Annotated in this window: 28 protein-coding genes; 9 read left to right on the plus strand and 19 right to left on the minus strand. The window is 59.1% G+C overall.

Annotated features, from left to right (window positions below; all coding sequences use genetic code 11):
* Positions 1-33: 33 nt before the first annotated feature.
* Positions 34-852, plus strand: a complete 819-nt coding sequence (locus tag ASE98_RS08825; protein WP_060540989.1) for a substrate-binding periplasmic protein — start codon at positions 34-36, stop codon at positions 850-852.
* A gap of 193 nt (positions 853-1,045) precedes the next feature.
* Here ASE98_RS08825 and dsbG read toward each other — a convergent pair whose 3' ends face one another.
* The 6 genes from dsbG to ASE98_RS08855 all read right to left on the minus strand — a co-directional run bounded on the left by dsbG (position 1,046) and on the right by ASE98_RS08855 (position 6,784).
* Positions 1,046-1,813, minus strand: a complete 768-nt coding sequence (gene dsbG / locus ASE98_RS08830; RefSeq protein WP_060540990.1) for a thiol:disulfide interchange protein DsbG — start codon at positions 1,811-1,813, stop codon at positions 1,046-1,048.
* Positions 1,789-2,655: a TlpA disulfide reductase family protein gene (locus ASE98_RS08835; protein WP_060540991.1), complete on the minus strand. Its 867-nt coding sequence runs from the start codon at positions 2,653-2,655 to the stop codon at positions 1,789-1,791. The genes dsbG and ASE98_RS08835 overlap by 25 nt, the downstream gene beginning before the upstream one ends.
* Entirely contained in the window at positions 2,655-4,391 is a 1,737-nt protein-coding gene (dsbD, locus tag ASE98_RS08840) for a protein-disulfide reductase DsbD (RefSeq protein ID WP_060540992.1), read from the minus strand. Before dsbD ends, ASE98_RS08835 begins: the two co-directional genes overlap by 1 nt.
* A 99-nt stretch (positions 4,392-4,490) precedes the next feature.
* The gene (locus tag ASE98_RS08845) at positions 4,491-5,198 is read right to left on the minus strand and encodes a hypothetical protein (RefSeq protein WP_060540993.1); all 708 of its coding nucleotides are present in this window, start codon (positions 5,196-5,198) and stop codon (positions 4,491-4,493) included.
* 61 nt (positions 5,199-5,259) lie between these two features.
* Positions 5,260-5,925 carry a hypothetical protein gene (locus ASE98_RS08850; RefSeq protein ID WP_060540994.1) on the minus strand — a complete coding sequence of 222 codons (666 nt, stop codon included), beginning with the start codon at positions 5,923-5,925 and terminating at the stop codon, positions 5,260-5,262.
* A 157-nt stretch (positions 5,926-6,082) separates the two neighbouring features.
* The gene (locus ASE98_RS08855; protein WP_060540995.1) at positions 6,083-6,784 is read right to left on the minus strand and encodes a hypothetical protein; all 702 of its coding nucleotides are present in this window, start codon (positions 6,782-6,784) and stop codon (positions 6,083-6,085) included.
* A 105-nt stretch (positions 6,785-6,889) separates the two neighbouring features.
* Between ASE98_RS08855 and ASE98_RS26525 the strand changes: the two genes are divergently transcribed.
* The 3 genes from ASE98_RS26525 to ASE98_RS08865 are packed head-to-tail and all read left to right on the plus strand — an operon-like array spanning position 6,890 to position 9,092.
* Positions 6,890-7,048 (plus strand): hypothetical protein, encoded by a 159-nt coding sequence (locus tag ASE98_RS26525; RefSeq protein WP_156465487.1) that lies wholly within the window; start codon positions 6,890-6,892, stop codon positions 7,046-7,048.
* A gap of 41 nt (positions 7,049-7,089) precedes the next feature.
* Entirely contained in the window at positions 7,090-7,770 is a 681-nt protein-coding gene (locus ASE98_RS08860; RefSeq protein ID WP_060540996.1) for a response regulator, read from the plus strand.
* Entirely contained in the window at positions 7,767-9,092 is a 1,326-nt protein-coding gene (locus ASE98_RS08865) for an ATP-binding protein (RefSeq protein WP_060540997.1), read from the plus strand. Before ASE98_RS08860 ends, ASE98_RS08865 begins: the two co-directional genes overlap by 4 nt.
* Positions 9,093-9,154: 62 nt before the next feature.
* Here the strand turns inward: ASE98_RS08865 and ASE98_RS08870 are convergent, their stop codons facing one another.
* The 9 genes from ASE98_RS08870 to ASE98_RS08910 form a co-directional block, all read right to left on the minus strand.
* Positions 9,155-10,066 (minus strand): metal ABC transporter substrate-binding protein, encoded by a 912-nt coding sequence (locus ASE98_RS08870; protein ID WP_060540998.1) that lies wholly within the window; start codon positions 10,064-10,066, stop codon positions 9,155-9,157.
* The gene (locus ASE98_RS08875) at positions 10,067-10,966 is read right to left on the minus strand and encodes a metal ABC transporter permease (protein ID WP_060540999.1); all 900 of its coding nucleotides are present in this window, start codon (positions 10,964-10,966) and stop codon (positions 10,067-10,069) included. It abuts the gene before it with no gap.
* A complete protein-coding gene (locus ASE98_RS08880) occupies positions 10,966-11,811 on the minus strand; it encodes a metal ABC transporter ATP-binding protein (protein ID WP_060541000.1) in 846 nt (281 codons plus the stop codon). The genes ASE98_RS08875 and ASE98_RS08880 overlap by 1 nt, the downstream gene beginning before the upstream one ends.
* Positions 11,808-12,734: a metal ABC transporter substrate-binding protein gene (locus ASE98_RS08885; RefSeq protein ID WP_060541001.1), complete on the minus strand. Its 927-nt coding sequence runs from the start codon at positions 12,732-12,734 to the stop codon at positions 11,808-11,810. The genes ASE98_RS08880 and ASE98_RS08885 overlap by 4 nt, the downstream gene beginning before the upstream one ends.
* Positions 12,735-12,769: 35 nt before the next feature.
* Entirely contained in the window at positions 12,770-13,342 is a 573-nt protein-coding gene (locus ASE98_RS08890; RefSeq protein ID WP_060541002.1) for a DUF6162 family protein, read from the minus strand.
* Positions 13,339-13,668, minus strand: a complete 330-nt coding sequence (locus tag ASE98_RS08895; protein ID WP_060541003.1) for a hypothetical protein — start codon at positions 13,666-13,668, stop codon at positions 13,339-13,341. Before ASE98_RS08895 ends, ASE98_RS08890 begins: the two co-directional genes overlap by 4 nt.
* Positions 13,665-14,207 (minus strand): hypothetical protein, encoded by a 543-nt coding sequence (locus ASE98_RS08900; RefSeq protein ID WP_060541004.1) that lies wholly within the window; start codon positions 14,205-14,207, stop codon positions 13,665-13,667. Before ASE98_RS08900 ends, ASE98_RS08895 begins: the two co-directional genes overlap by 4 nt.
* Complete coding sequence (locus tag ASE98_RS08905; protein WP_060541005.1) at positions 14,204-15,406, minus strand: PepSY-associated TM helix domain-containing protein; 1,203 nt, start codon at positions 15,404-15,406, stop codon at positions 14,204-14,206. Before ASE98_RS08905 ends, ASE98_RS08900 begins: the two co-directional genes overlap by 4 nt.
* Before the next feature lie 269 nt (positions 15,407-15,675).
* A complete protein-coding gene (locus ASE98_RS08910) occupies positions 15,676-16,134 on the minus strand; it encodes a VOC family protein (protein WP_060541006.1) in 459 nt (152 codons plus the stop codon).
* A 255-nt stretch (positions 16,135-16,389) separates the two neighbouring features.
* Between ASE98_RS08910 and ASE98_RS08915 the strand changes: the two genes are divergently transcribed.
* The 4 genes from ASE98_RS08915 (at position 16,390) to ASE98_RS08930 (ending at position 20,602) form a co-directional block, all read left to right on the plus strand.
* Positions 16,390-16,659, plus strand: a complete 270-nt coding sequence (locus tag ASE98_RS08915; RefSeq protein ID WP_060541007.1) for a hypothetical protein — start codon at positions 16,390-16,392, stop codon at positions 16,657-16,659.
* 99 nt (positions 16,660-16,758) lie between these two features.
* The gene (locus ASE98_RS08920; RefSeq protein WP_060541008.1) at positions 16,759-17,373 is read left to right on the plus strand and encodes a LysE family translocator; all 615 of its coding nucleotides are present in this window, start codon (positions 16,759-16,761) and stop codon (positions 17,371-17,373) included.
* 205 nt (positions 17,374-17,578) lie between these two features.
* The gene (locus ASE98_RS08925; RefSeq protein WP_060541009.1) at positions 17,579-18,733 is read left to right on the plus strand and encodes an aminotransferase class V-fold PLP-dependent enzyme; all 1,155 of its coding nucleotides are present in this window, start codon (positions 17,579-17,581) and stop codon (positions 18,731-18,733) included.
* A gap of 60 nt (positions 18,734-18,793) precedes the next feature.
* Positions 18,794-20,602, plus strand: a complete 1,809-nt coding sequence (locus ASE98_RS08930; RefSeq protein ID WP_060541010.1) for an aminopeptidase P family protein — start codon at positions 18,794-18,796, stop codon at positions 20,600-20,602.
* 59 nt (positions 20,603-20,661) lie between these two features.
* Here ASE98_RS08930 and ASE98_RS08935 read toward each other — a convergent pair whose 3' ends face one another.
* Together ASE98_RS08935 and ASE98_RS08940 are read right to left on the minus strand one after the other, a co-directional pair.
* Complete coding sequence (locus ASE98_RS08935) at positions 20,662-21,252, minus strand: 2-hydroxychromene-2-carboxylate isomerase (RefSeq protein ID WP_060541011.1); 591 nt, start codon at positions 21,250-21,252, stop codon at positions 20,662-20,664.
* 36 nt (positions 21,253-21,288) lie between these two features.
* Complete coding sequence (locus ASE98_RS08940; protein WP_060541012.1) at positions 21,289-22,017, minus strand: SDR family oxidoreductase; 729 nt, start codon at positions 22,015-22,017, stop codon at positions 21,289-21,291.
* A 104-nt stretch (positions 22,018-22,121) separates the two neighbouring features.
* Between ASE98_RS08940 and ASE98_RS08945 the strand changes: the two genes are divergently transcribed.
* On the plus strand, positions 22,122-22,682 hold the full coding sequence (locus tag ASE98_RS08945) for a TetR/AcrR family transcriptional regulator (RefSeq protein ID WP_060541013.1): 561 nt from the start codon (positions 22,122-22,124) through the stop codon (positions 22,680-22,682).
* A 9-nt stretch (positions 22,683-22,691) separates the two neighbouring features.
* On the opposite strand, the gene ASE98_RS08950 is transcribed toward ASE98_RS08945, so the two are convergent.
* Both ASE98_RS08950 and rhtA read right to left on the minus strand, forming a co-directional pair.
* Positions 22,692-22,973, minus strand: coding sequence for a hypothetical protein (locus tag ASE98_RS08950; protein WP_060541014.1), 282 nt, complete (start codon positions 22,971-22,973; stop codon positions 22,692-22,694).
* A 170-nt stretch (positions 22,974-23,143) separates the two neighbouring features.
* The gene (gene rhtA / locus ASE98_RS08955; protein ID WP_060541015.1) at positions 23,144-24,031 is read right to left on the minus strand and encodes a threonine/homoserine exporter RhtA; all 888 of its coding nucleotides are present in this window, start codon (positions 24,029-24,031) and stop codon (positions 23,144-23,146) included.
* Positions 24,032-24,518: the final 487 nt, after the last annotated feature.

Below are 24,518 nucleotides of genomic sequence, written 5' to 3' on the forward strand. Positions count from 1 at the left end.
ATTGATGCTGTTTTATTGAGGAGTGGGTTGTTGATGGGTTCGCCATTTCGGCCGGCCGCACGGCTTTTGCTGGCGACGCTAGGGGTGTTCTCACTGGTGCCGACGCATGCTGCGCAATTGGTGCGCATTGGCGCTGCGCACTTTCCGCCCTACACCGTGCGCCCGGAGTCCGGCGTCGACACCGGCTTGTTGCCGCAACTGGTCGAGGCACTCAATACAGTACAAAGCGATTATCGCTTCGTCCTGGTCCCCACCTCTATTCCTCGGCGCTTCGGTGACTTCAGGCAGGGCCGGGTCGACATGGCGATCTTCGAGAATCCTGCCTGGGGTTGGGAAAATATTCCCCATGTCGCCGTTGATATGGGGCTCGAAGATGCGGAAATCTTCGTCGCGCAACGTCTGCCCGAGCGCCAGCAAAGCTACTTTACCGATCTCACCGGCAAGCGCCTGGCACTGTTCAGTGGCTACCATTACGAATTCGCCAACTTCAATGCCGACCCCCAGCTCCTCGCGAAGAATTACAATGGCACGCTGACCTATTCCCACGACAGCAATCTGCTGATGGTATTGCGTGGCCGCGCCGACATTGCCCTGGTCACACGCTCCTATCTGAGCGACTACTTGTTGCGTAACGAAAAAGTTGCCGACGAGTTACTGGTGTCCCAGCGTGTCGATCAGATTTATCACCACTACGCCATTTTGCGTCCGTCCGGGCCCATCAGCGGCGAGGCCTTTGCCAAGGTGTTGCAAGACTTGCGCGAGAACGGCCAGATGCTGAGGATTTTCCAACCGTACAAGATTGCGCTGGTGCCGGTCCCCCCGGTCGAACCTGCGGCTCAGCTCGCAAAGTGACAGCCTTTTCCTGAAACTCTCCTTGTGGCTCACGTTCCATCTGATTGCGGGCTGCGGTGAACCCCGAGTACGTGACCGCGGCGCTATTGAAGTTTCTGGCTCGAAAAAACTAGTCGCTGTCTCCAACCCTATCGTCGCAACGCTGCTCGGAGCGGTCGGCTCCAGGTGCTGTTGCGACGATGGGCGTGTGGGATCACTTCGGCCCGAGAATCTCCACCAGCTTATCCGGTGATGGTGCCCCCTGCTGCTGTTGCAATTCACCCTTGGCGTCCATGTAGAAAATCGCCGGAGTGGCCGACAGCTCCAGTTCTTCCATCAGTTGCATGTTGGCTGTGAGTTTCTCCTGAATTTGCGGTGGCACTTCTTTCAAGGCCTTGAGCGAGCTGCTCTTGCCGGCTTTTTCGTGTTCTTCCAGGGCCTTTTGCGGGTCCTTGGCGGCAAGCAGCGCGGCGGACTTGCCGGGGCTGTCCTCACGGATGATGCCGACCATGATGTGCCGCAGTTGCACCTTGCCGGCCTTGACCCAGGGCCGCGCCTGCTCCCAGAACATGTTGCAGTACGGGCAGTTCGGATCGCTGAACAGGTACACCACGCGCGGCGCATCCTTGTTACCGTCGCCGATCCAGTTGCTCGCTTCCATCTTGGCCCAGACTTCCTTGGACATTGGCGCGTACACCAGTTTTTGCAGGGGGGCGCTGCTGAGGTCGTTCCCTTCGGCATCGTAAAGATTGCCCAGCAGTACATGCTTGCCATCCGGCGTCAGGTACAGCGCCATGCCGCGGTTCTGGTATTGCGCGGCATAACCGCGCAACCCGTCCGGTGCGTCGAACTGGCCGACGATTTTCGCGCCTTTGGCTTCGATCTTCTTGATCGCGTCGGGCAACTCTTCGGCCTGCAGCGATGGCAGGTGCAGCAGGGCTGCACCGAGGCTCAGGGTCAGCAGGTGGCGGAGGCGGGACATGGCAGTTTCCTTGAGGTATTGGCCGGTGTGGCAGAATTTGGGGTGTCGAAATTTTCCAGGGCGCGGGCCAGGCTGGCATCCGACAATTCGCCCAGGTGGCTGGCCAGCAGGCGGCCCTCGGGACTGTAGAACAGCGTGGTCGGCAATGCCATGGAGCCAACGGCCTGGCCCAGGCGACCGCCGCCGTCGAACAGCACGTTGGACAGGCTCAGGCCCTGGGTTTCCAGGAACGTTGCGACGCTTTGCATGCTTTCAGCCTGATTGACGAACAGGAATGTCAGGTCCGGCCGCTGTTGCTGGGCGTTTTCCAGCACGGGCATTTCCCGGCGACACGGCGGGCACCAGGTGGCCCATAGATTGATCACCAACGGGCCGCCCTGATAGTCGGCCAGTTGCACGGTTTGTCCGGCAGCATTTTTCAGGGTGACTTGCGGTAGACGGGTGCCTTGCTCGTAAATGCTCAGTGAGAAAGTGGCCAGCAACCAGAACGCCAGTCCGCTGGCCACGCCAAAACCCAGCGGGCGGCGCAGGCCCGGGCGTCGCCAGCCGCGATACAAGGTGGCGAGCAGCACGGCGATGACTCCGGGCCAGGCGAGGAAACCGCCATCGCGCAGATCGATGATTTGCCACGGGTCGCTACGATAGTGTGCCCAGTAAACGGCCACGAAACCGATGCGAGCGGCCAGCATGCCCAGCAGAAAAAGGCTGAACAGCGCCGACTCGGGATTTTCGCCGCCGCGCTTGGCCACTCGCCAACCGACAAAAGTTGCCAGCACCAGCGCACTGATCAACAACAGGTGATTAAGCGCGATGGCAAAGGTGCCGAGGGTAAAGGTCAGCATTAACGGGCGTCTCGGGTAGTGGTCCAGCGTTGCAGGAAAGTAGCGGCATCGACCTCACCGGTGATGCGCTGACTGCGGCGCTCCTCGCCATCGGCGCCGATCCACAGCAGGCTCGGCGGCCCCGGCACCTTGTAACGGCCGAGCAGCTCACGGCTGGCGGCATTGTCGGCGGTGACATCGAGTCGCAGCAAGCGCACATCGCTCAAGGCGTCGAGCACCTCGGCTTTGCCGAATACCCGTTTTTCCATGACTTTGCACGACACACACCAGTCGGCATAGTAGTCCAGCAGCACCCATTGGCCCTGTGCCCGTGCCGCGTCGAGCTCCCGTTGCAGCGCTGCCGGGTCCTTGATCGTAGTGAAGGCGTCGTGGCCGACGGGGCGGGCGACACTGCTCTCGTTCGAGGCACTGTAGACCTGCAATGGCTTGAGCAGATCGTCGCTGCCGCCAGCGGCACCGATCATCAGCAAGCTGCCCCACAACCCCAGCAACAAAGAACCGGCACCGAACACGTGGGCGGTTCGACTGAAACCCGAGGCCTGACGCCAGCTGCTGTACGCGGCGATCACCAGCAAGGCGCCGCACAACCCGATCCACAGGGATTCATCCAGCACCGGGCGCAGCATCAGCAATGCGGTGGCCAGGAACAGGAAGCCGAATACGCCTTTGAGCAGGTTCATCCACGCGCCGGGTTTGGGCAGGAAGCGATTGCCTACGGTTACCAGTAACAACAGTGGCACACCGATGCCGACGCCCATGGCGAACAGAATCAGCCCGCCGTGCAGCGCATTGCCGCTTTGCGCGATATAGAGCAACGCGCCGGCCAGAGGGGCGGTCATGCACGGGCCCACCAGCAAACCGGACACGGCTCCCAGCACACCCGCACCGACCAGACTGCCACCGCGCTGATTGCGCGAGACATTCTCCAGGCGATCACGAACGGCCACTGGCAATTGCAGTTCGAAGAAGCCGAACATCGGCAACGCCAGTAACACGAACACCGCGGCAAAAGTGCCCAGCAACCAAGGATTTTGCAGCAGCGCCTGAAGGTTAGCACCGAGCATCGCCGCCAGCACACCCATCGCCGCGTACACCAGTGCCATGCTCACGACATAGCTGGCCGCCAGCGCAAAACCACGTTTGGGCGTGGCGCCGCTGCCAACGATCAAACCGGCCAGAATCGGCAACATCGGCAACGTGCAAGGCGTGAAGGCCAGCAACAGGCCCAGACCGAAAAATACCAGCAGACTCCAGCCCAGCGCCCGTTGCTGCAGGCCACTGGCCAAAGCCTGGTCCGGCGCTTCGTCTAGCGCGGAGGTGGCAGCTATTCCACCCAGATCCACGACCTGGGTTTGCGGCGGATAACACAGACCGGCATCGGCACAGCCCTGGAAACCCACCTTGATTTGCCCGGTGGCGCCCGCCGGAATTTTCAGCTCCAGGCCCTGGCGATAGACCTGCTGTTCACCGAAGAACTCATCGCTGTGGGATTCGCCCTCGGGCAATGCCGGCTTGTGCTGCTCGGGTAAACCATCAAATTTCAGGCGCTGCTGGTACAGGTAGTAACCATCGGCGATCTGCCAATAAAGTTGTGTTTCGCCGGAGTCCAGGCGTTCGGAGGTGAAAATGAAGGCTTTTCCGACGGGAAGAAAGTCAGGTTTGGTTTCGAACGGGTTTGTCCCCGCATGGGCCAGACCCGAGATCAGGAGAACAAAAAATAAAAAGAATCGACGCATGGTTGAGGCTTGTCCGTGTGCATGTGAGGTGCACGATGGAGGGTGGCGATTAACCGGTGATTAACCGCCACGCAAGTCTGCCATGGTCTGTGATGAAGCTCAGTCGCGCAGCAGGCCGGGCCATGTCTCGTCGTTGACCGGGTAACAGCCCATGACTCTGTTTTCCGGCATGTTGTAGACGAGGTATTCGTCATTGGTCAGGAAAATGTAGAAGTGACTACTGGCAAGTGTCCGATCATTTTGTGCTGCGGTAATCATTCGATGCTTGTAAGGCTCCAGGCCTCGCCAAGTCATTTCGTTGATGGTTTCAACCGTCAAGTTTCCCCTTTGAAGACTCAGGGAATATCCATTGTCCATAAGGAATCGTATTGGATTAGGTTCTCCTATCCATTCAACGGTGATATCCCACCATGTGCCTGCGATAATGTGATCGAAATACGGAAGAATTGGGTGCCAGTGAGTATCGGCAAGCTTGCGGTCGCTCCATACTTTATCAGTTTCTTGATCGTACTCGCAGACCCGGGGTGTGGTGCCTTGATAATAAAACAGCCAAAGAATATCGCGGGATTTGGTGATGTATGGAGTAAGTAGTATGTCAAGTTTAGTGGTAAAGCCAAAGCGCAGGTTTTTTGCATTTACGTGAAAATCATGCCAGGTACTATGGTTGATGGCTTTAGGGAAGCCCATGGCTGCCCATCCCTGTGCAATATCAAATCGAGTGTACGTATTGGTATCTTTGAAGAAGAAATAAATTTTGTCCTTTCCTGAGCGCCAGTCAAAGGCAACAAAATTTTCAAGTTTTGACATGGTCTGATTCCTTTCAGGTGTGGCGAATAATCGAAATGGCTGAGTGAAGGGTTGCCCGTATTCAGTTTGATCTCAGGCCAGGCCAGTTACCTTCATTTACATCGAATGGGCCAGTCAAAGCATCGATGCTCTGGTGCCTGAAATATTGGCCGTTGGTGAGGAAAATGTAGAAAGTGCTGTGGAAAGCAGGGGTGTCGTCCAGCACCGCAGTCATCAGGCTATCCTTGTATTTTTCTAGCTTCTCCCAGCCGGCTTTTTGAAGTGATAGCTTTGTGAGACGATTAAAGAGCACGTTGAAGTCAAGCACAAAATTATCTCTCAATAGCACCCGAAATTGGTTTGGTTCAGATATCCATCTGACTCCAACAATTCGATCGAAGTGAGGATGCAGTGCTGCCCATTTGGTTTGGGAAACTGGTTTACTGGATACAACGCTGTCACTATCCTGAGAATACTCGCATACCATCGGAGTGTTATCCTGGTAATAGAATAGCCAAAGTGTATCTTTTGCATGGCCGTTGCCTGCACCCGTGAATCCAAAACGCAGGTTTTTTACGTGTGGCGCGAATTCCCCCCAGTTGCCGTAGACGCTTTTGGGGTACTCGGGAAGAATCCCATTCGCAGCTATATCAAAGCGAGAGTAAGTTTCGGTGTCTTTGAAGAAGAAGTAAATCTTGTCTTTTCCGTCTCGCCAGTCGACGGCGACGGTGTTCTTCAGTTTTGGCATGGTTTAGTCCGTTTGATTGGGTTATGGGTGGGGTTAATAGTTCAGTAAAGTCAATCAACTCCAGGTTCGTCGTGTTGAGGGTTGTTTGTTTTTGTTTGATAACTGATTGACCCACTTCGTACTTCCCTTTGGTCGACCACTCGTAGAGGGGCAGCCTTCAAATTTGTGGCAGGCCTGGCCAATTCGTGTCATCGACTTTCATTGGGCCGGCCTCCAGGGCGTTGTTCCAAAGGTCGTATCGTAGATATTCATTCTGGGTCAGAAATACGTAGAAATGGCTGTTGGCTAAACTGCGGTCGTTCTGCACGGCGGTAATGATCCGGTGTTTATAGGGTGCCAGTCCGGGCCAGGTCTTTTCACTGATGGCATGATGGATCAATTGTTTTCTAAGTAAATCCAGTTCTATGGCATTTCCGTCGTTCAGGATGAATCTGAATGAGCGCCGATTGAGCGCGCTCTCCCGCCATGTGCCGGCTACGATGCGATCAAAGTAAGGAAGTAACAAGTGCCAGGATGAGTCGGCGACACGATCTGTTCTATTGACCTGACGGGCATCCTGATCGTACTTGCACACCATGGGTACGCCATTGTCAAAGTAGAACAGCCACAATATGTCCGAATCCATTCCAAAATTCCGGGTGGGTTCGAAACCCGTTGTGGTGAACCCGAAGCGCAGGTTTTTCGCATGGGGATGGAAGTCGTGCCAGTCCGCGGCGGTCACTTCCCGAGGGAATCCGTCGGCGACTTTGTCTTCGGCGATATCGAACTCGGAATATGTATTGCTGTCCTTGAAAAAGAAATAGATTTTGTCTTTTCCTGCACGCCAGTCGACGGCGACAAAGTTTTTAAGAATTAGCATGGGTTGAATCCTTTCTTTGATTGGTTGTTGTTGGTGATTGAGTGGGCTGATTGTCAGATGTGCTGAGATGAATAAAGATTAACGCTGAAAGGAACGGTTTTAATAATGTCTTTGTTGGATATTTTATTTCCAATGGCATCAGGCATATTGCGAATGGATGAGACGGTTAAAATGCTTCGTGGTAGTTTCATTGGTAATGCATCATTTGTCGGTATTGATTACGCCTTTTCGCCGGCCATAGCCCTTGCCATAATTGAGGCTTAATCTTCACCTGTTTCACTGATGTTTTCGCTCAGGGAGCTCCCATGCACGTACTGGTTTGCGAAGACGATGAGCTGATTGCCAGTGGAATCGTCGCCGGGCTGAGCGCCCAGGGCCTGACGGTAGAGCATGTGGCCACTGCCTCTGCTGCCCGGGCCATGTTGAAGGTGGCGCAGTTCGACGTCATGGTCCTCGATCTCGGCTTGCCGGACGAAGATGGTCTCAAGTTGCTGCAGCAGCTGCGTCACAACGGCCTGGAGTTGCCCGTACTGATACTGACGGCCCGTGACTCGGTCACTGATCGTGTCGATGGCCTGCAGGCTGGCGCCGACGATTATCTGCTCAAGCCGTTTGATCTTCGCGAGCTCGCCGCGCGTCTGCACACGCTGTTGCGGCGGGTGGCGGGGCGCAGTGTCAACCTTATCGAGCACGGTGCCTTGACGTACGACCCCAGTAGTCGTGAAACCAGGCTCGGCGGCAAAGCGGTGGACCTGTCGCGCCGCGAGCAGTCTTTGCTGCAGGCACTACTGCATAATCGAGGGCGGGTGCTATCCACCGAGCAACTAAAGGACAGCGTCTACGGCTTCAACGACGAGCTGGAAAGCAACGCCCTCAACGTCCATATCCATCACCTGCGGCGTAAACTCGGCAATGGTATTGTCGAGACGGTGCGCGGCCTGGGCTATCGCCTGGGGCCGGCCAATGGCGGAGAAGAATCGAAGTGATGAGCCTGCGTTTGCGCCTGAGCCTGACGCTCGGCGCCGCCTTTGCGTTAATCTGGGCCCTGGCGGCGGCCTGGATGCTCAGCGATCTGCGTAATCAGATGATGTTTTCCCTCGACCAGCGGCTGGTGGCTTCGGCGCGCATGGTCGCCGGCTTGATGGAGCAGTTGCCGCCCGTGTCGAGCAAGGGCGAAGGCACCCATTTCAGTGCCGAACAATTGAACATTCCCGGTGGCATGGCCTGTCAGGTCAGTTCCTTGCGCGGTGAAATCCTCGCGCGCAGCCATATGGATCCGCAACAAGCCCTGGAAGCCGAGAAAATGGGCTTTCACGATCAGATGATCGACGGTGCGCCATGGCGCAGTTTCACCCTGGCCCGTGGCGATCTGCGCATCACCACTGCCGACCGGCAGATCGAACGTGAGGCGTTGAACATGTCGATCCTGCTCGCTGCATCGGTGCCGGTCGGCGTGGCGCTGCTCGGTTGCTTGTGCCTGCTCTGGCTCGGAATTGGCCAGGGGCTGGCACCGCTCAACCGCATGCGCGATGCCTTGATGCGCCGTAGCGCCGACTCCCTGGAGCCGTTGCAGATCCAGCCGCTGCCCAGCGAATTGCAACCCTTGCTCGAAACCCAGAATCAGTTGCTCCAGCGGATCGGCAAGGCCATCGAACGCGAGCGTCGCCTGACCGGCGACGCGGCCCACGAACTACGCAGCCCGTTGACAGCCATCAAGACCCACTTGCAAGTGGCGCGGATGACTGACGGCGCGGCGCGGGATCAGTCCCTGGCCCGGGCTGAAGAGGGCGCGGACCGCATGCACCGGACCCTCGAGCAATTGCTGTTGTTGGCGCGAGTCGAAGGCAGCCTGTCGTTCGATGACGGTGTGCAGTGCAACGCCGAGCAGGTGGCAAAACTGGCGATCCAGGATGCGGCAAGTGGTGACCGCCAGCGCATCAGGTTCCAGTCGCCGAACAAGGTTTCGGGTGCACCGGTGCAAATGCCCGCGGTGTTGTCGATTGCCGCGTTGCGCAACTTGCTCGATAACGCGCTGCGTCATACACCAGCCGACAAGTCTGTCGAGTTGAGCGTGGAAACTGCCGGCAATCGTGTGCAGTTCGTGGTACGCGACCACGGCCCGGGTATCGCTGAGGAAGATCTGCAAAACCTGACCCAGCGCTTCTGGCGCAACGGCCAGAGCACCGGCTGCGGCCTGGGGCTGGCGATTGTGCAGGCCATCGTCCAGCGTTGCGGTTGCACCCTGCGTTTCGATAGTCGCCCGGATGGGTTGCGCGTCGAGCTGACGATGCCGCTGCAGCCCATCTGACAACCACATTTCCCTGCAGGAACTACCGCAGGCTCGGGCTGTGTTCGGATGATCTTTTGATCTTATGTTGCGGGCTTATCGCTAAGCCCCTTGATCAGTGAGTCCACATTTCCTTCCAGCTCCGCCACCGGATCTTCGGCGTCGATACTCAACACCATCAACTGACTGCCAGACTCGGCAATCACCGCTTTCACCGCATCCGACGGCTGCCGATGATGCAGCACCACGGCCACCTCATTGTCCTTGAGCGTCGCGCCCAGTTGCTTCAATGCTTCGGGCGTCCATTCGGCATCCGGCCGCGCGTCCAGACCGGCCAGTTCCAGGTTGAGCCCGCCAATCAAGTAGCCGAAGTGATCGCTCAGGCTCATCACGCTGAGGTTGTCTGCCGCAGCCAGCCGCGCCTCGCTGTCGGCGCTGAGCTTTAGCAAGCGCTGCTTGAGCGCTGCCAGGTTGGCATCGATTTTCGGTTTGGCTGCGGGGTTCAGGCGTACCAGATCCGCTGCCATCACATCGGCCATACGCCCCATGTTATTGCTGGAAAGCCATGGCTGGCTGTTCAGGCCATCAACCTGGTTGCCGGGCTGCACGGCAATGCCGGGCAGGGCGCCGTCGACCGGGCGCGCCGCGTCGATTTCGACGATACGGATATTGCTACGGCGCGAGATCGGGTACAGCGGATCATCCGGCCACAGCGAGCGCACGCCGATCACGGCATCGGCGTCGCTCGCCAGTTTCGCCAGCGCCGCCGCGCCACGCCCGGTGAAGTAGGCGGTCTGGCGGCTGCCGGGCAGGTTGGCCGGGGCCGCGCGTTCGAGGCTGACGTCGGTGCCCTTGAGCAGCACTTCACCCAATCCATAGGTAATCGGCAACGAGGCCAGCACGCGCAGCGGTTTGCCGCTGTCGGCGGCGCCTGTCGTTGTCGCCAGCCCGCACAGGGCAAGGGCCAGGGTCAGTTGACGCAGAGAAAATGACATTTATCCAAGGTTCCCTTTCAGGCTGGGGACGACACCGCGCGCAATGGCGGCCAGGGCGAAGGCAATACCGGCCACCAGAATGATCGCGGCGCCGGACGGAATCGGCAGGTCGAAGATGATCGGTGCGAGAATTCCGCACAGGGTGCTGACCGTGGCGATCAGTACCGAGCACCAGAAAAAGCCTTTGAGCGACTGGCTGAGCAAGCGTGCCGCCGCGGCCGGAATTACCAGCAGGGCGCCGACCAGAATCGCGCCGATGACTTTCACTGCTGCGACGGTGATCAGAGTCACCAGGATCACGAACAGATAGTCCAGGGACTTCACCGCCACCCCGCGTACCGCCGCCAGTTGCGGATTGAAGCTGGCCAGCATGATGCGGTTGTACAGTGGCAAGGCCAGGGCCATGACCAGCGAACCGACGATGGCCAGTACCAGCAGATCATTGCCGTTGACCGTCAGCACCGAGCCGAACAGCACGTTTTCCAGAATGTGCACGTTGATCTTGCCCGCCAGGATCAGCAGCAGGCTCGCGCCGAGCGCCAGGGACACTGAAAGAAACACGCCGATCAAGGTATCCGGCGCCAGCCCGGTGCGGTTGCGCAGGTAATTGAGCAGGATGCCGAACAGCAGGCAGTAGCCGAACAGACTGCCGTAAGGACCCGTGTAAGGCTCGCCGAGCAGAATGCCGATGGCCACGCCGGTCAGTGCGGCGTGACCGACCGCTTCGGAGAAAAACGCGAACCGCTTGACCACCACCAGGGTGCCGAGGCCGCCCAGAACAGGGCCGATCAACAGTCCGGCGAGCAGGGCGTTGACCACAAATCCATAGGCCAGCGCCTCGGGCAGATAACCCGACGACGCCCAGCCCTGGACCATCAGACGAAAAGCTTCGTAACTCATCAGGCAAGGCTCCGTGGATGGGTCGAGAACAGCGTCAACAGCCGCTCCGGGGTCAGCGCCTGTTGCGGTGTGGCGTCGAACAGCACCCGGCGATTGAGCCCGGTGACGTGATCGGCCAGGCGTCCTACCGCCTCCAGATCGTGTTCGATCCACAGCACGGTGATGCCCGCCGTTCGCCAGTGCGCAAGCAAGCGTTCGAACACCTGGATGCCCGCCTCATCAAGGGCCGACATCGGCTCGTCGAGCACCAGCAATTGCGGCGACGGGATCAGCCCCTGGGCCAGCAACACCCGCTGGCGTTCACCGCCGGACAGCGCGCCCATGCGCCGCTTGCGCTTGTCCTGCATGCCGACCCGCACCAGCGCCTCGCCGATGGCGGCCGCGTAGTGCTTGCTCAAACCAAGGAACGCCGGGCGCCGCTGGCACATCGCGGCCATAAAATCGTCGACGGTCATCGGCAGGCCCCGGTCGAACTCCAGGGCCTGGGGTACATAGCCGATGGTGCCAGGCTCGCCGGGCCACTGCAGGCTCAAACGGCCCTGATGCGGCATCTGCCCGAGCAGGGTCTTGATCAGCGAACTCTTGCCACCGCCGTTGGGGCCGACCAGCGCATGCACACTGCCTGGCCGGACCTGGAAGGTCACCTTGTCGAGGATCGTCGTGCGCCCGAGGGTCAGACTGACGTCGGCAAAGTCCAGGGTCGGACCCGAAACCTGTAGGCGCGGGCTTGCTCGCGAAAGCGGAGTGTCATTCAACGATGTTGCCGACCGACCCACCGCATTCGCGAGCAAGCCCGCTCCTACAGGGGGTTCGGCGTTGGTCAGGATGGTCTCTTTCGACGTCATGCCCCAGACTCCTGAATCGCCCGCACCACAGTGTTGAGGTTGCCGGTCATCTCTTTTTCGTACTTGTCAGCGGTGTATTCGCCGTAGGAAATGTGCGACAGCGGATACAGCTTCACACCGGATTCGCGCTGAATGGTATCGACGTAGGAGGACGGGAAATCCATCTCCGAGAAAATCACCTTCACGTCCAGCTCACGCAGCTGATCGATGGTCTTTTTCAACTGGCTTGGGCTCGGCTCGATACCGTGGGCCGGCTCCACCACGGCGGTCACTTCCAGGCCGAACTCGCGCAGAAGGTAGTCGTAGGCCGCATGCACCGTGGCCACCCGCAGTTCGGCGTTCGGTGCCTGGGTCAGCTTGGCCAGTGCGTCGGCGCGCATCTTGCGCAGGCGCTTGCCGTAAGCGCGGGCGTTCTCGGTGTAGGTCCTGGCGTTGGCTGGATCGAGCTTGCCCAGTTCCCGGGCGATGTTGTTGACCTGGGCAATGGAGGCGCTGATCGACAGGAAGGTATGGGGATTGACCACCTTGCCTGCCCCCCGGGCGGCAACGCCAGTGGCGGCCAGCAGGGGCACGTTTTCGTTGGCTTCGATCACCGGGACCTTCGGGGTTTCGCTGGCGGCGATCATGCGGTCGGCGAAGTCGTCATGGCCGACACCGTTGAGCACGACTACATCGAGCCCGCTGATGCGCTTGATGTCTTCGGCGCGGGGTTCGTAGGCGTGCGGGTTGAAACCGGCCGGAATCAGCGGCACCACCTCGGCCTTGTCGCCGACGATGTTGGCCACGTAGCTGTAATAAGGGTGCAGCGTGATGCCGATGCGCAGGCGCTTGGCTTCGTCGGCGCTGGCCTGGGGGGCCAGTACAAAGGCAAACATGCCGGCCAGCAACAGGCGCAGGAAAGAGCGTTGAGATGAATTGGGCATTGGTAAGCGGTCTTCTCTCGGATAAAGGCGGGGGGTCAGTGCCGGTGCTGGCGGGTCACGCCGGCATCGAACTGCGCGACAATCTGCTTCCAGCCGGCGCTTTGCAGCGCGGCGTCGCTGAGGTCTTGCGGTGCAGTGGCCTGGCTGTCGCGGTTGAGCCAGATGTCCGGTGCGTCATCGGCTGCAGTCAGGCGCATCAGAAACGAACCGGCGACATCCTGCACCTGGCTACGGCCGAAGTAGGCCCTGGCCTCAATCAACTGCCAGGCATGACCGCCCCGGCTGACGGAGCTGGCATCCTGAGCGAACGGGGCAAAACCTTCCCCGGCGAGGACCTCTGGAGTCGGCAGTGATTGCTGTTCCTGGCGCAGCAGGTAGATTTCGTCGAGCGTCACACGCAGATCGGCGTAGATGCCTTGCTCGGAAGCACTGAGGTCGCGACGGGCATCCAGTTGGTGGCTGCTGACGCTACTGACCTCATGGATCTCGCCGCGCCAGAGCACCACGGAACCTGCGACCGCGAGGATCAGCAGGCACAGCAGCAGGACGTAGAGGGTTTCATGGCCGGCTCCGGCCGGTCGGATCACCTGGGTGGTTGGAGTACTCATGGTGCCTCGATGTCCGCTTGGTCAATCTCGACGACGTGACCGGGACCTGCGTCGAACAACACATAGAACTCGGCGCCGGGTTTTTTGAAGGTCAAGGTCGAGTCGGCGCCGAGCTTGCCCGGCACGAGGATGGTTTCGTCGTAGCCGATCACATCGAGGGTCACCCCTGGCGCGCCGCTGCCGTCGGAGAAGCCGCCGGTGCATTTGATCTGTTCGGCGTCGATAGCTTTGCATTCGCACATCGGGTTGTGGGCCAGGGCCGTGGCGCTGAAGCCGGCGCTGAGCACCAGCAAGATGGCGTGCAGAGGGCGAAAGGTCTTGCTCATGGTTTGCTTCCTTGTTTGTTCAGCCAGGCGATGGTGGCCGGGGATGCCTGGCTCAAGGGAATGGAGGCCTGATGCATGGCGCCGTCCCAGCCTTCCATGGTGATCCACAGCTCGGCATCGGCCGTGGTCTTTTCCGGGACGGGCAACGACGCGCCCATGCGATAGGGGGTGCCGAAGAAAATCACCCCGGCGGCGCGCAGGCTGCGGGGTTTGCCGATGCGCAGGTAAGTGGCCTTGACCTGTGCGATACAGCTATCACAAAGCGCTGCGTTGAAGCCCTTCATGTACCCGGCCGGGCCATCGAGCGTGGGAGCCGCGTTACGCAACTCCGCCAGGCGCAGGCTCCAGGGGCCGACCTGAATGTCGCCGACCTCCCGTTCGCCCAGGCCACTGTCACCGCGCATCAACGCCTCGTCGGCGAAGTACTTGGGCATGAAACCCAGGGGGATCAGCAACAACAGAATGTTCAGGTGAAACCGCCATTTGTGCCAGAACACACTGAGGCGCGAGGGCTGTGGGGCTGTGCTGATTTTGCTCACAGGTTAGCCTCCGACGTTTCGTTGCTGGTGACCGGTTGCGCCTTGGCGCCCTTGTGTTTTTTGTTGCTGCGCTTGAATGCGTTGGCGGTGGCCAGCGCTGTGCGCTTGGTCCAGATCAGCAAGCCGCTGAACACCATCATGCTCAGCAGCAGGCCGAAAAACGCCCAGATCAACTTGATCCACAGGCCACCGAAGTCCCCGGTGTGCAGCGGGCGCATGGACTCGGTGACGAATTCCAGTGCCGAACGGTCCGAGATCAATCGTGAAGCAGCGATTTCGCCGGTGTAGGGGTTGAGGGTGGCGGTCTGGAACATCAGCGGATACCAACCGCGTCCACCGACATCCAGGTGGCTGTAGGCATTGCCCGGCAGGCTGACGAAACTGGCCTCCAGCCCGGAGATTTTCTGCGAGGCGATTTCAATCGCGCGATCGAGGTCAATGCGTGGCGGTGGCGAACCATCGGCCGATTGCGGCACGGCTTCGCGGGACATCGACGGGATGATCTTTTCGGTGGAAATGGAAATCTGGTTATCGAACAGCAACGCCTGGATCAGGAACCAGGTGCCGGTAATGGAAATGACCGCGATGAACCAGATCGACCAGATGCCGCTCAGCCGGTGAAAGTCGCCCCAGAAAATCCGTGCGCCGTGGCGAAAACGCAGGGTCGGGCTGAAAAAGCCCTTCCAGAAGCGTTTATAGACCACAAGCCCGGTGACCAGCGAAGCCAGCAGTGGCAATCCGAGAAACGACACCAGGTACCAGCCCCAACTGTATCCATTGGTGAACGGCACCAGCCACCAACCGTGCAACGCGCGGGTGAACGCGCGGAAGTTGAAGTCGGGGGCGACGCCCTGGATGACACCGCTATAGGGGTTGACGTACACCACCACCGAGCGCCCATCGGGATAGCTGACTTTGACATCGAGGGCGAAGTGCGACTCGTCGGGACGACTGATGCTCTGCACCACGGTCTGTGGCTCGGCTTTATTGATGGCCTCGATGACCTGCTGATAACTGAGCAGCGGGGCGTCGTTTGTTGGCTGGCTGGCGCGCATCGGCGGGTTGGCCAGCCAGACGATTTCCTGGCTAAGCACCGCCAGGGTGCCGGTCACACAGACGATCAGCACGAAAAACCAGATTGGCAGTGCCAGCCAGCTATGAACCAGAAACCAGATTTTTGAACGGGACTTCGTTGACATGATGAGCGGTCTTGCCTGGATGAGTGGGTCACTGCTGTGGGTTGCACAGCATCAAGGCCCATGAAAGGTACGGTCGTGGCTTTTGCCGACGCGACCGACTGCATCTAGATAAGACGTATGAGGACTGGAAAACCCGAACGGTAATATGAAAGAAAATGTTTCTCATTACAATAAAAAATCGCAACCGTCGGCAGCTCCTGCAGGTGAACGCTGTTTGCAGGAGCTGCCGAAGGCTGCGATCTTTTGATTTTTTCGATGCGCAGCAGCAATCAACCCTGGCTGAACATTTCCTTCGCCCGCTGCTCGATCTGCTCCTGGGTCAGGTCTTCCTTGCGCGTGGCCAAAAACCACAGATGCCCGTAGGGGTCCTTCAAAGTTCCTGAACGGTCGCCATAGAACTGATCCTTGACCTCGGACACCGACGTCGCCCCGGCATCGATGGCTTGTTTGAAGGACTTGTCTACGTCTGTCACATACAGATGCAGACCCACGGAGGGTGAGTTGTCCGGATTGCTTAGCGGCCCTTGATCACAGGGTGTGCCGAGCATGATCGGGCAATCGCCGATGCGTAGTTCAGCATGGCCGATGCCGCCGTCGGGCATGGCCAGGCGCATGACTTCGATGGCGCCGAAGGCTTTTTTGTAGAACTCGATGGCCTCGGCGGCTTTTTGAATGCCCAGATAGGGCGTGATGCTGTGGTAGCCCTCTGGAATGGGTTTGACGCTCATGATGGGTCTCCCTGTTCTCTTGTAGTGAGTGGAAGAGGTTCCTTGGCCGTTACCGGCTGGATAAATATAGGCCAGCCCCCTTAGTGCCACCGAACGCCCGACGAGCAGCAGCGTCGCAGCTGTGCAATCGAGTGAGCAGGTCGCGTCACGATTGCCCAAGCATGATAGCCACTATTGAAAGCGTTGATTTCTGTCCCTTCGGACGCGCGGGTAGCCTGTGTTCATTGCCCCGAACAAGATGCCAGGACGCCGAAAATGAAAACCCTGATCGCCAGTTTGCTGCTGCTCGCCAGTGCTGTACTTGCCGGATGTGCCGGCCATGTTTCTCCAGAGTTGCGGCCCTACACCACCGAAGAAAGCCAGGAGTTGGCGCTGGAGGCGTTGAACCGTCGTGGCTTGTCTTTCGATGAATACCACGCAAAAAAGGCCGAACTGCTCGGCGAGCCGCGCAAACGCTTCAAATTTGATAGCCGTGGCGAAATGAACGCCGAGCGATCTGTACAGCTACACGGTCGCCCAAGCTGAGCGAAACTGTACTGGCAGAAGTTTTGCCAAACTGTCCGTGGGTTTCGCCCAGGGTGTGCGATAGGGTCACTACCTGACTGACCCAGATGGACACCACCCATGACGCTCTCACTCGACCTGCTGCTGGGCTTCGCCCTGTTCGCCCTCGTCACTTCGATCACGCCCGGCCCGAACAACACCATGTTGCTGGCATCCGGCGTGAACTTCGGCTTCAACCGTACCATTCCACACATGCTCGGCATCAGCTGCGGCTTTTTCCTGCTCGTGGTGGCCGTCGGTTTCGGACTGGGCGCGGTGTTCCAGACTTATCCTCTGTTGTATACCGTACTGCGTTATGTCGGCGCGGCGTATTTGTTGTACCTGGCATGGAAGATCGCCCATTCCGGGCCGGTCTCGGACAGTGACACAGGTGAGGCCAAACCGATCAGCTACCTGGGTGCCGCGGCGTTTCAGTGGGTCAACCCCAAGGCCTGGATCATGGCCATCGGTGCTATCAGCACCTACACGCCGATGCAGGGCTATTTCACCAACGTGATCGTCATCGCCGCCGTTTTCGCCGTGATCAACCTGCCGAGCGTCGGACTCTGGGCCGCTTGCGGCACGCTGCTGCGCAATGTCCTCAAGGACCGCCGCTGGCTGCGCCTGTTCAACTGGGGCATGGCAGCGCTTCTGGTGGTTTCTTTGTATCCGTTGCTGCTCGAAAGCTTTAGCTGACGCATTGCTTCAACCGGTTGCCCGATGCCTGTTAAGCTCACTTTTCAGGAGCGTTCCTACGCACTTTTAAATGAAGTTGTACTTCTTTAACGGCATCCGATCAGGTATTGGTAACGTTCTGAAAATCGCAGGCAGCTCACAAAGCTGCGTTTGCCGTTTGCAGTCACGAGCTTCCTGATCCCGGAACACGCTCTGCGAGTCCTTTATGAATAAACGTCCGTTGTATTTCGATTACGCCGCCACCACGCCGGTGGATGAGCGGGTCATCAAGGTTATGGTCGAGTGTCTGGGTTTTAACGGCAACTTCGGCAATCCCGCATCCAGCTCCCATGCCTTTGGCCAACAGGCTCGGCAATCGGTCGAACAGGCGCGGCGTCAGGTCGCCGAACTGGTCGGTGCAATGCCTGAGCAAATCGTCTGGACCTCCGGCGCCACCGAGTCGAATAACCTCGCACTCAAAGGTGTGGCCCAGGCTCGCACGGCTGCCGGCGGTCACATCATCACCAGCCAGATCGAGCACAAGGCGATACTCGACACCGCCCGGCAATTGCAGGAGGCCGGTGTTGCGGTGACTTATCTTGTGCCTGACGCCGAAGGTCTGATCACCCCGCAAGCGGTCAGCGAAGCCATGCGCGAGGACACCTTCCTCGTCTCGCTGATGCTGGTCAACAACGAACTGGGTACGCTCAACGACATTCCTGCAATCGGCCAGGTGGTGCGCGGCAGCGGTGCGTTATTCCATGTCGACGCAGCGCAAGGCGCGGGCAAAGTGGCAATCGACCTGGCGCAGTGGCCGGTGGACCTGATGTCGTTTTCGGCGCATAAACTCTATGGCCCAAAAGGTATCGGCGCGTTGTATGTCGGCCCGCGTGCGCAGCAGCGTCTGCAGGCGCAGATCCACGGCGGCGGTCACGAAGGTGGTTTGCGTTCCGGCACCCTGGCGACCCACCAGATCGTTGCCATGGGCGAGGCCTTCACCTTGGCGGCAGGCTGTTTTGACGCAGAGAAAGTCACGATCGTGCGCCTGCGCGAACGCTTGCTCGAACAACTGCTGAGCCTGCCCGGCGTGCGCCTCAATGGCAGCCCGAACCAGCGCATTCCACATACCCTGAGCCTGACCTTCAATGAAGGCGAGTTCAATTCGGCGGCGTTGGGCCATTCGATCGCGTTTTCCGCGACCTCGGCCTGCAACTCCGCCAGCAATGCTCCATCCCACGTGCTGCTGGCCCTGGGGCATGACGCCCGTTCAGCCAGTCGCACCATCCGCTTGAGCCTGGGACGTTTCACCACCGAGCAGGATATCGATCAAGCGGCAGAACTGATTAAAGCGGCCGTCGCGAGCGCTCCGGCGTTCTGGTAGGTGCGAGCTAGCTCGCGATCGGCGTCGTACAAAAATGAATAGTGGTTAGCAGGAGTCACGATGAATACGCAGTTTTCAATTAACGGATCGGTGCCCCAGCGCCTGGCACAAACCCGCGAGCTGATGAGCCGGGAGGGCATTCATGCCCTGCTGGTGCCGTCGGCCGACCCGCACCTGTCCGAATACCTGCCAGGCTACTGGCAAGGGCGGCAATGGTTGTCGGGTTTCCATGGTTCGGTCGGCACCCTGATCGTGACCGCCGATTTCGCCGGTGTCTGGGCAGACAGCCGGTATTGGGAGCAAGCGACCAAAGAACTCAATGGCAGCGGCATCGAACTGGTCAAGCTGCAACCGGGTCAGCCCGGCCCGCTGGAATGGCTGGCCGAGCAAACGCCGGAGGGTGGTGTGGTCGCCGTCGATGGCGCGGTCATGGCGGTGGCCTCGGCACGTACCCTGGGTAGCAAGCTCGAAGAACGCGGCGCGCGTTTGCGCACCGATATCGATGTGTTGAACTCGGTCTGGAGTGATCGTCCGAGCCTGCCGAACGAGCCGATTTATCAGCACTTGCCGCCACAGGCGACGGTCAGCCGTGGGGAAAAACTCGCCAAACTGCGTGAAGCCCTGCAGACCCGTGGTGCCGACTGGCATTTCATCGCCACCCTCGATGACATCGCCTGGCTGTTCAACCTGCGCGGCGGCGATGTGTCGTTCAACCCGGTGTTCGTTTCCTTCGCCCTGATCAGCCAGCAGCAAGCCACCTTGTTCGTGGCTTTGAGCAAAGTCAGCGCCGAACTGCGTGCGATTCTCGAGCGGGACGGCGTCACTCTGCGCGACTACAGCGAAGTGGCTGGCGCTCTGCAGGCGGTGCCTGATGGTGCGAGTCTGCAAGTCGATCCGGCGCGGGTCACCGCGGGCTTGCTGGATAACCTCGGCAGCGGCGTCAAACTGATCGAAGGCCTCAATCCGACCACTCTCGCCAAGTCGCAGAAAAGCCAGGCCGATGCCGGGCACATTCGCCAGGCCATGGAGCAGGACGGTGCGGCACTGTGCGAGTTCTTCACCTGGCTGGACAGCGCCATGGGCCGCGAGCGCATCACCGAGCTGACCATTGATGAAAAGCTGACTGCCGCCCGTGAGCGCCGTCCGGATTATGTATCGCTGAGTTTCAATACCATCGCCGCGTTCAACGCCAACGGCGCGATGCCGCACTACCATGCCACCGAAGAAGAGCACGCGGTGATCGAAGGTGACGGTCTGTTGCTGATCGACTCCGGCGGCCAGTATCTGGGCGGTACCACTGACATCACGCGGATGGTTCCGGTCGGCACACCAACCGCCGAGCAGAAGCGTGATTGCACCCGCGTGCTCAAGGGCGTGATTGCCTTGTCCCGCGCGCAATTTCCGAAGGGTATTCTCTCGCCATTGCTCGACTCCATCGCCCGTGCGCCGATCTGGGCTGAAAGCGTCGACTACGGTCACGGCACCGGCCACGGTGTAGGCTACTTCCTGAACGTTCACGAAGGTCCGCAAGTAATCGCCTATCAGGCAGCCCCGGCACCGCAAACCGCGATGCTGCCGGGCATGATCACTTCCATTGAACCGGGTACCTACCGTCCTGGCCGTTGGGGTGTGCGCATCGAGAACCTGGCGATGAACCGTGAGGCAGGCAAAAGCGAATTCGGCGAGTTCCTCAAATTCGAAACCCTGACCCTGTGTCCGATCGACACCCGCTGCCTGGAGACGTCACTGCTGACCGAGGACGAAAAGCAGTGGTTCAACGCCTACCACGCCGAAGTGCGTGAGCGTTTGAGCCCGTTGCTCGACGGTGCAGCTCTTGAATGGTTGAACACCCGCACCGCGGCTATTTGACCGGCTGACACCCAGGCGCTATGGCCGGCGCCTGGGTGTCGACATCCATCGGTCAAGATTCAGCTCAGGGCCTCAATGACGAAATCCAGTCGATCCTGGCCGAAGAACAGCTGATTATCGACAAACATGCTCGGTGCGCCGAACACCCCTCGCTGCACGGCCTGCTCGGTGTTGTGCTTGAGGATGGACTTGATTTCTTCGTCGCAGGTTAAGGCCAACACCTCTGTTGGATCGAAAGCGTTTTGGCTCAGGACAGCCGCTACGGTTGTCGGCTCATCAAGGCTGCGGCCGTCGACCCAGAGGGCCTTGAACAGGCAATCGATGAAGGCGCCGAAGCGTTCCGGGTGGCGCAATTGAATGCCGGTTACGGCACGCATGAGCATCAATGTGTTGATCGGGAAGTGCGGATTGAATTTCAGCGGCACGCCGTAACGTCTGGCGTAGCGATCCAGGTCCTGAAACATGTAGCGGCCTTTGGCTGGAACGGTCGCCGGGGAGGCGTTGCCGGTGGCTTTGAAGACACCGCCCAGCAGGATCGGAATGTAGATCAGCCGGGCGTCGGCCTCGGCGCAGATCTTTGGTAGCTGGGTGTAAGCCAGGTAGGTGGCAGGACTGCCGAGATCAAAGTAGAACTCCACGGTTTTGCTCATATTCGGTGTGCTCGTCTTGTTGTTATGGGGATGGGCTTACCAGCGTTCGCTCCAGGGGCGCAGGTCCAGCTCGAAGGTCCAGGCGTCGCGAGGCTGGCTGTGCAGGTACCAGTAGTTCTCGGCAATGTGCTCGGGATTGAGGATGCCGTCCTGGTCCTTGGTTGCGTACTTCTGCGGGAAGCTGTCGCGAATGAAGTCGGTATCGATGGCGCCGTCGACCACCACATGGGCGACATGAATGTTCATCGGTCCAAGTTCGCGGGCCATGCTCTGCGCCAGCGCACGAATCCCGTGCTTGGCTCCGGCGAATGCGGCAAAGCCGGCGGCGCCACGCATACCTGCGGTGGCTCCGGTAAACAAAATGGTGCCCCGTTGACGCTTGGCCATGCGCTTGGCCACTTCACGCGCGTTGAGAAAACCCGAAAAGCAGGCCATTTCCCAAATCTTGAAATACTTGCGCGCAGTTTCTTCGAGAATGCTGCATGGCACATTGGCGCCGATATTGAAAACGAAGGCTTCGATAGGGCCGATCTGGCTTTCAATCTGCTCGACCAGGGCAATCACGTCTTCTTCTTTACGGGCATCGCAGGCAAAACCGTGGGCTTCGCCGCCACGGGCGTGGATGGCATCCACCAGCGGCTGGAGTTTGTCCGCGCTACGGCGGGTCACGCAAGCGACAAAACCTTCTTCGGCGAAGCGCTTGGCAATGGCGCCGCCCGTGGCGTCACCTGCGCCGACAACCAGTACGACCTTCTTGTTATTCATGCTTGTTACTCATGGCTGGATCCCTTTGGTAAACGATCGTTAACTAAACGAACGTTATGCTATGATTCGACAAGCGTCAAGGCGATATAATTCGGGAGAAGGGCATGCGTTATTCGGCCAGTCACAAGCTGGAGACCAAAGAGAAACTGCTGCAAAGCAGTGCGTTATCAGCCAAGAAATCCGGCTTCTCGACGGTGGGAGTCGATGGCCTGATGAAAGCGATCGGTTTAAGCGGCGGGGCGTTTTACAGTCATTTCTCGTCGAAAGACGAGTTGTTCGCCAATATTGTCGAGCGCGAGTTGGGTCAAAGCCTGGAGCGCCTGGGGGCGGATGGCAACCGTGAAAAACTGCAGCGCTGCCTGAAGCTTTACCTGAGCATGTCCCATGTCGAGCACCCCGACACCGGTTGTGTATTGCCGGCCTTGGGGGCGGAAATTGCCCGCGCTGACGTGGAGATTCGGCAACAGGCAGAACACTGGATCTGTCGGCTTCAGGAGAGCTGGGCGCAGATCCTGCAAAGCGACAGCCTGGCCTGGGCGATTCTATCGCAGTGCATCGGTGCGCTGGTCGTGGCGCGGATGCTGGCTACACCGCAGATCCAGCGTGCGGTGTTGCAGTCCAGCTACGATGAGATTGGCCGTCAGATCGCAGGCCCGGGGGGCTGACGGGGCGGCCTATTTGCAGATGACGATCATGCTGCGACTGGTATAACCGGCAGGGTTGAGGCCAAACGGATAGTCGCCCGGCTCTTCCACCGTGTCCCCCGACTTGGCAATGACCTTGTACCCCTTGGGAGCGCAGGCGTTGGTGGCGGTGGCGTTGCACTTGTCCCAGGATGATGACAGGCCGGAACAGTTGATGTGCAAGCCTTTCTTGCCGTGTTTGACCTGGGACTTTGACGTCGCCGCGCAGCCCGCAATTGCAAGTACGGCGATGAGTAGCAAAATTCGTTTCATTACTGTCCTTAAGCGTTCCCGAGTCTTGTGCCCGGGTCTGGCTGCATTCGCTCGCGCTTGAAGCGTTCTGATACATCCCTATCCTGAATGTCCATGGTCTGACTTTATGCGCGCGGGTTTAAACATGGCCTAATTGAGCGTCAAATGCCAGACCTTCGTCATATCTACTCTCAATCCGCTGCTATTGCTGGCTTGGCAGTGCTGCCCATGGTCATGGTGGCGCCGACGGAAGCCAGGATGATGCACAGGATGGCCATCCACTGTGAAAACGACAGGTATTCTTGCAAAAACAGCAACCCCGACAGCGCACCGATTGCGGGCTCGATGCTCATCAATGTGCCAAAGGTTCTGGCAGGCATGCGCGTCAGAGCGACCATCTCCAGTGTGTAGGGCAGGGCGGTGGACAAGATGGCAACCCCAAGCGCTACCGGGATCAGCGATGGGGTCAGCAGGGCAGAGCCTGCATGGACAATACCGATAGGGGCCACGAAGAGCGCTGCGATCATCACCCCGAGCGCAGCGGTCTGCACGCCATTGTCGGCGCCGGCCTTTTGTCCGAAGAGAATGTACACGGCCCAGCAGACCCCAGCGCCCAAGGCGTAACAGGCACCGGTCAGATCAATCCCCGCGCTCGCTTCTCCCATGGGTATAAGCAATAACAAGCCGGCAGCAGCCAGGGCGATCCACAGAAAGTCGATCGCGCGACGGGAGGCGTAGATAGCAACCGCCAATGGTCCGGTGAACTCCAGCGCTACCGCGATCCCCAGGGGGACTGTCTGCAGTGACATATAAAAGAGGAAGTTCATGCCGCCCAGCGCCATTCCGTAAACGACAACGGTGCGCAGGGATTTTGCCGTGAGTTTCGCGCGCCATGGCCGCAGGATCAGCATCATGATCACGCTGGCGAACACCAGGCGCATCGTAGTTGTCCCTTGCGCTCCGATAACGGGAAACATGCTTTTGGCCAGGGAGGCACCGGACTGGATCGATGCCATGGCTATCAGCAATAGTCCAACCGAGAACAGGGTGGAGGCCAGGGGGCGTGGCTGGTCATTCATTGCGCGGCATCGTCCGAATCAGGATGTGAAGAGGGGGGTTGCTTGGCTTTGGGCAATATACTGCGCATTCCCTGCGGGCTCGTCTATATATAAGCAGCGTTTTTAGCTATCTCGATAGAAAACCAAATCAACCCTTGACGGCAGATTCTGGAAGCCTATAATTCGCCCCACTTCCGGCGCAGTCGAAACGGAAAACTCCTTGGTAAACAATGAGTTGCGCANCCAAATCAACCCTTGACGGCAGATTCTGGAAGCCTATAATTCGCCCCACTTCCGGCGCAGTCGAAACGGAAAACTCCTTGGTAAACAATGAGTTGCGCAGTTTTCGGCAGCAGGTTGCTTCAGTTGATCGAAGCCGAAAGGGAGTTGAAAAAGAGGTGTTGACAGCAGCGTGTAACGCTGTAGAATTCGCCTCCCGCTGACGAGAGATCGAAAGCGCAAGTGGTTGAAGTTGTTAAGGATTCCTTGAAAACTTCTGAAAATAACC

It is taken from the genome of Pseudomonas sp. Leaf48 (assembly GCF_001421885.1).
Taxonomy (GTDB): domain Bacteria; phylum Pseudomonadota; class Gammaproteobacteria; order Pseudomonadales; family Pseudomonadaceae; genus Aquipseudomonas.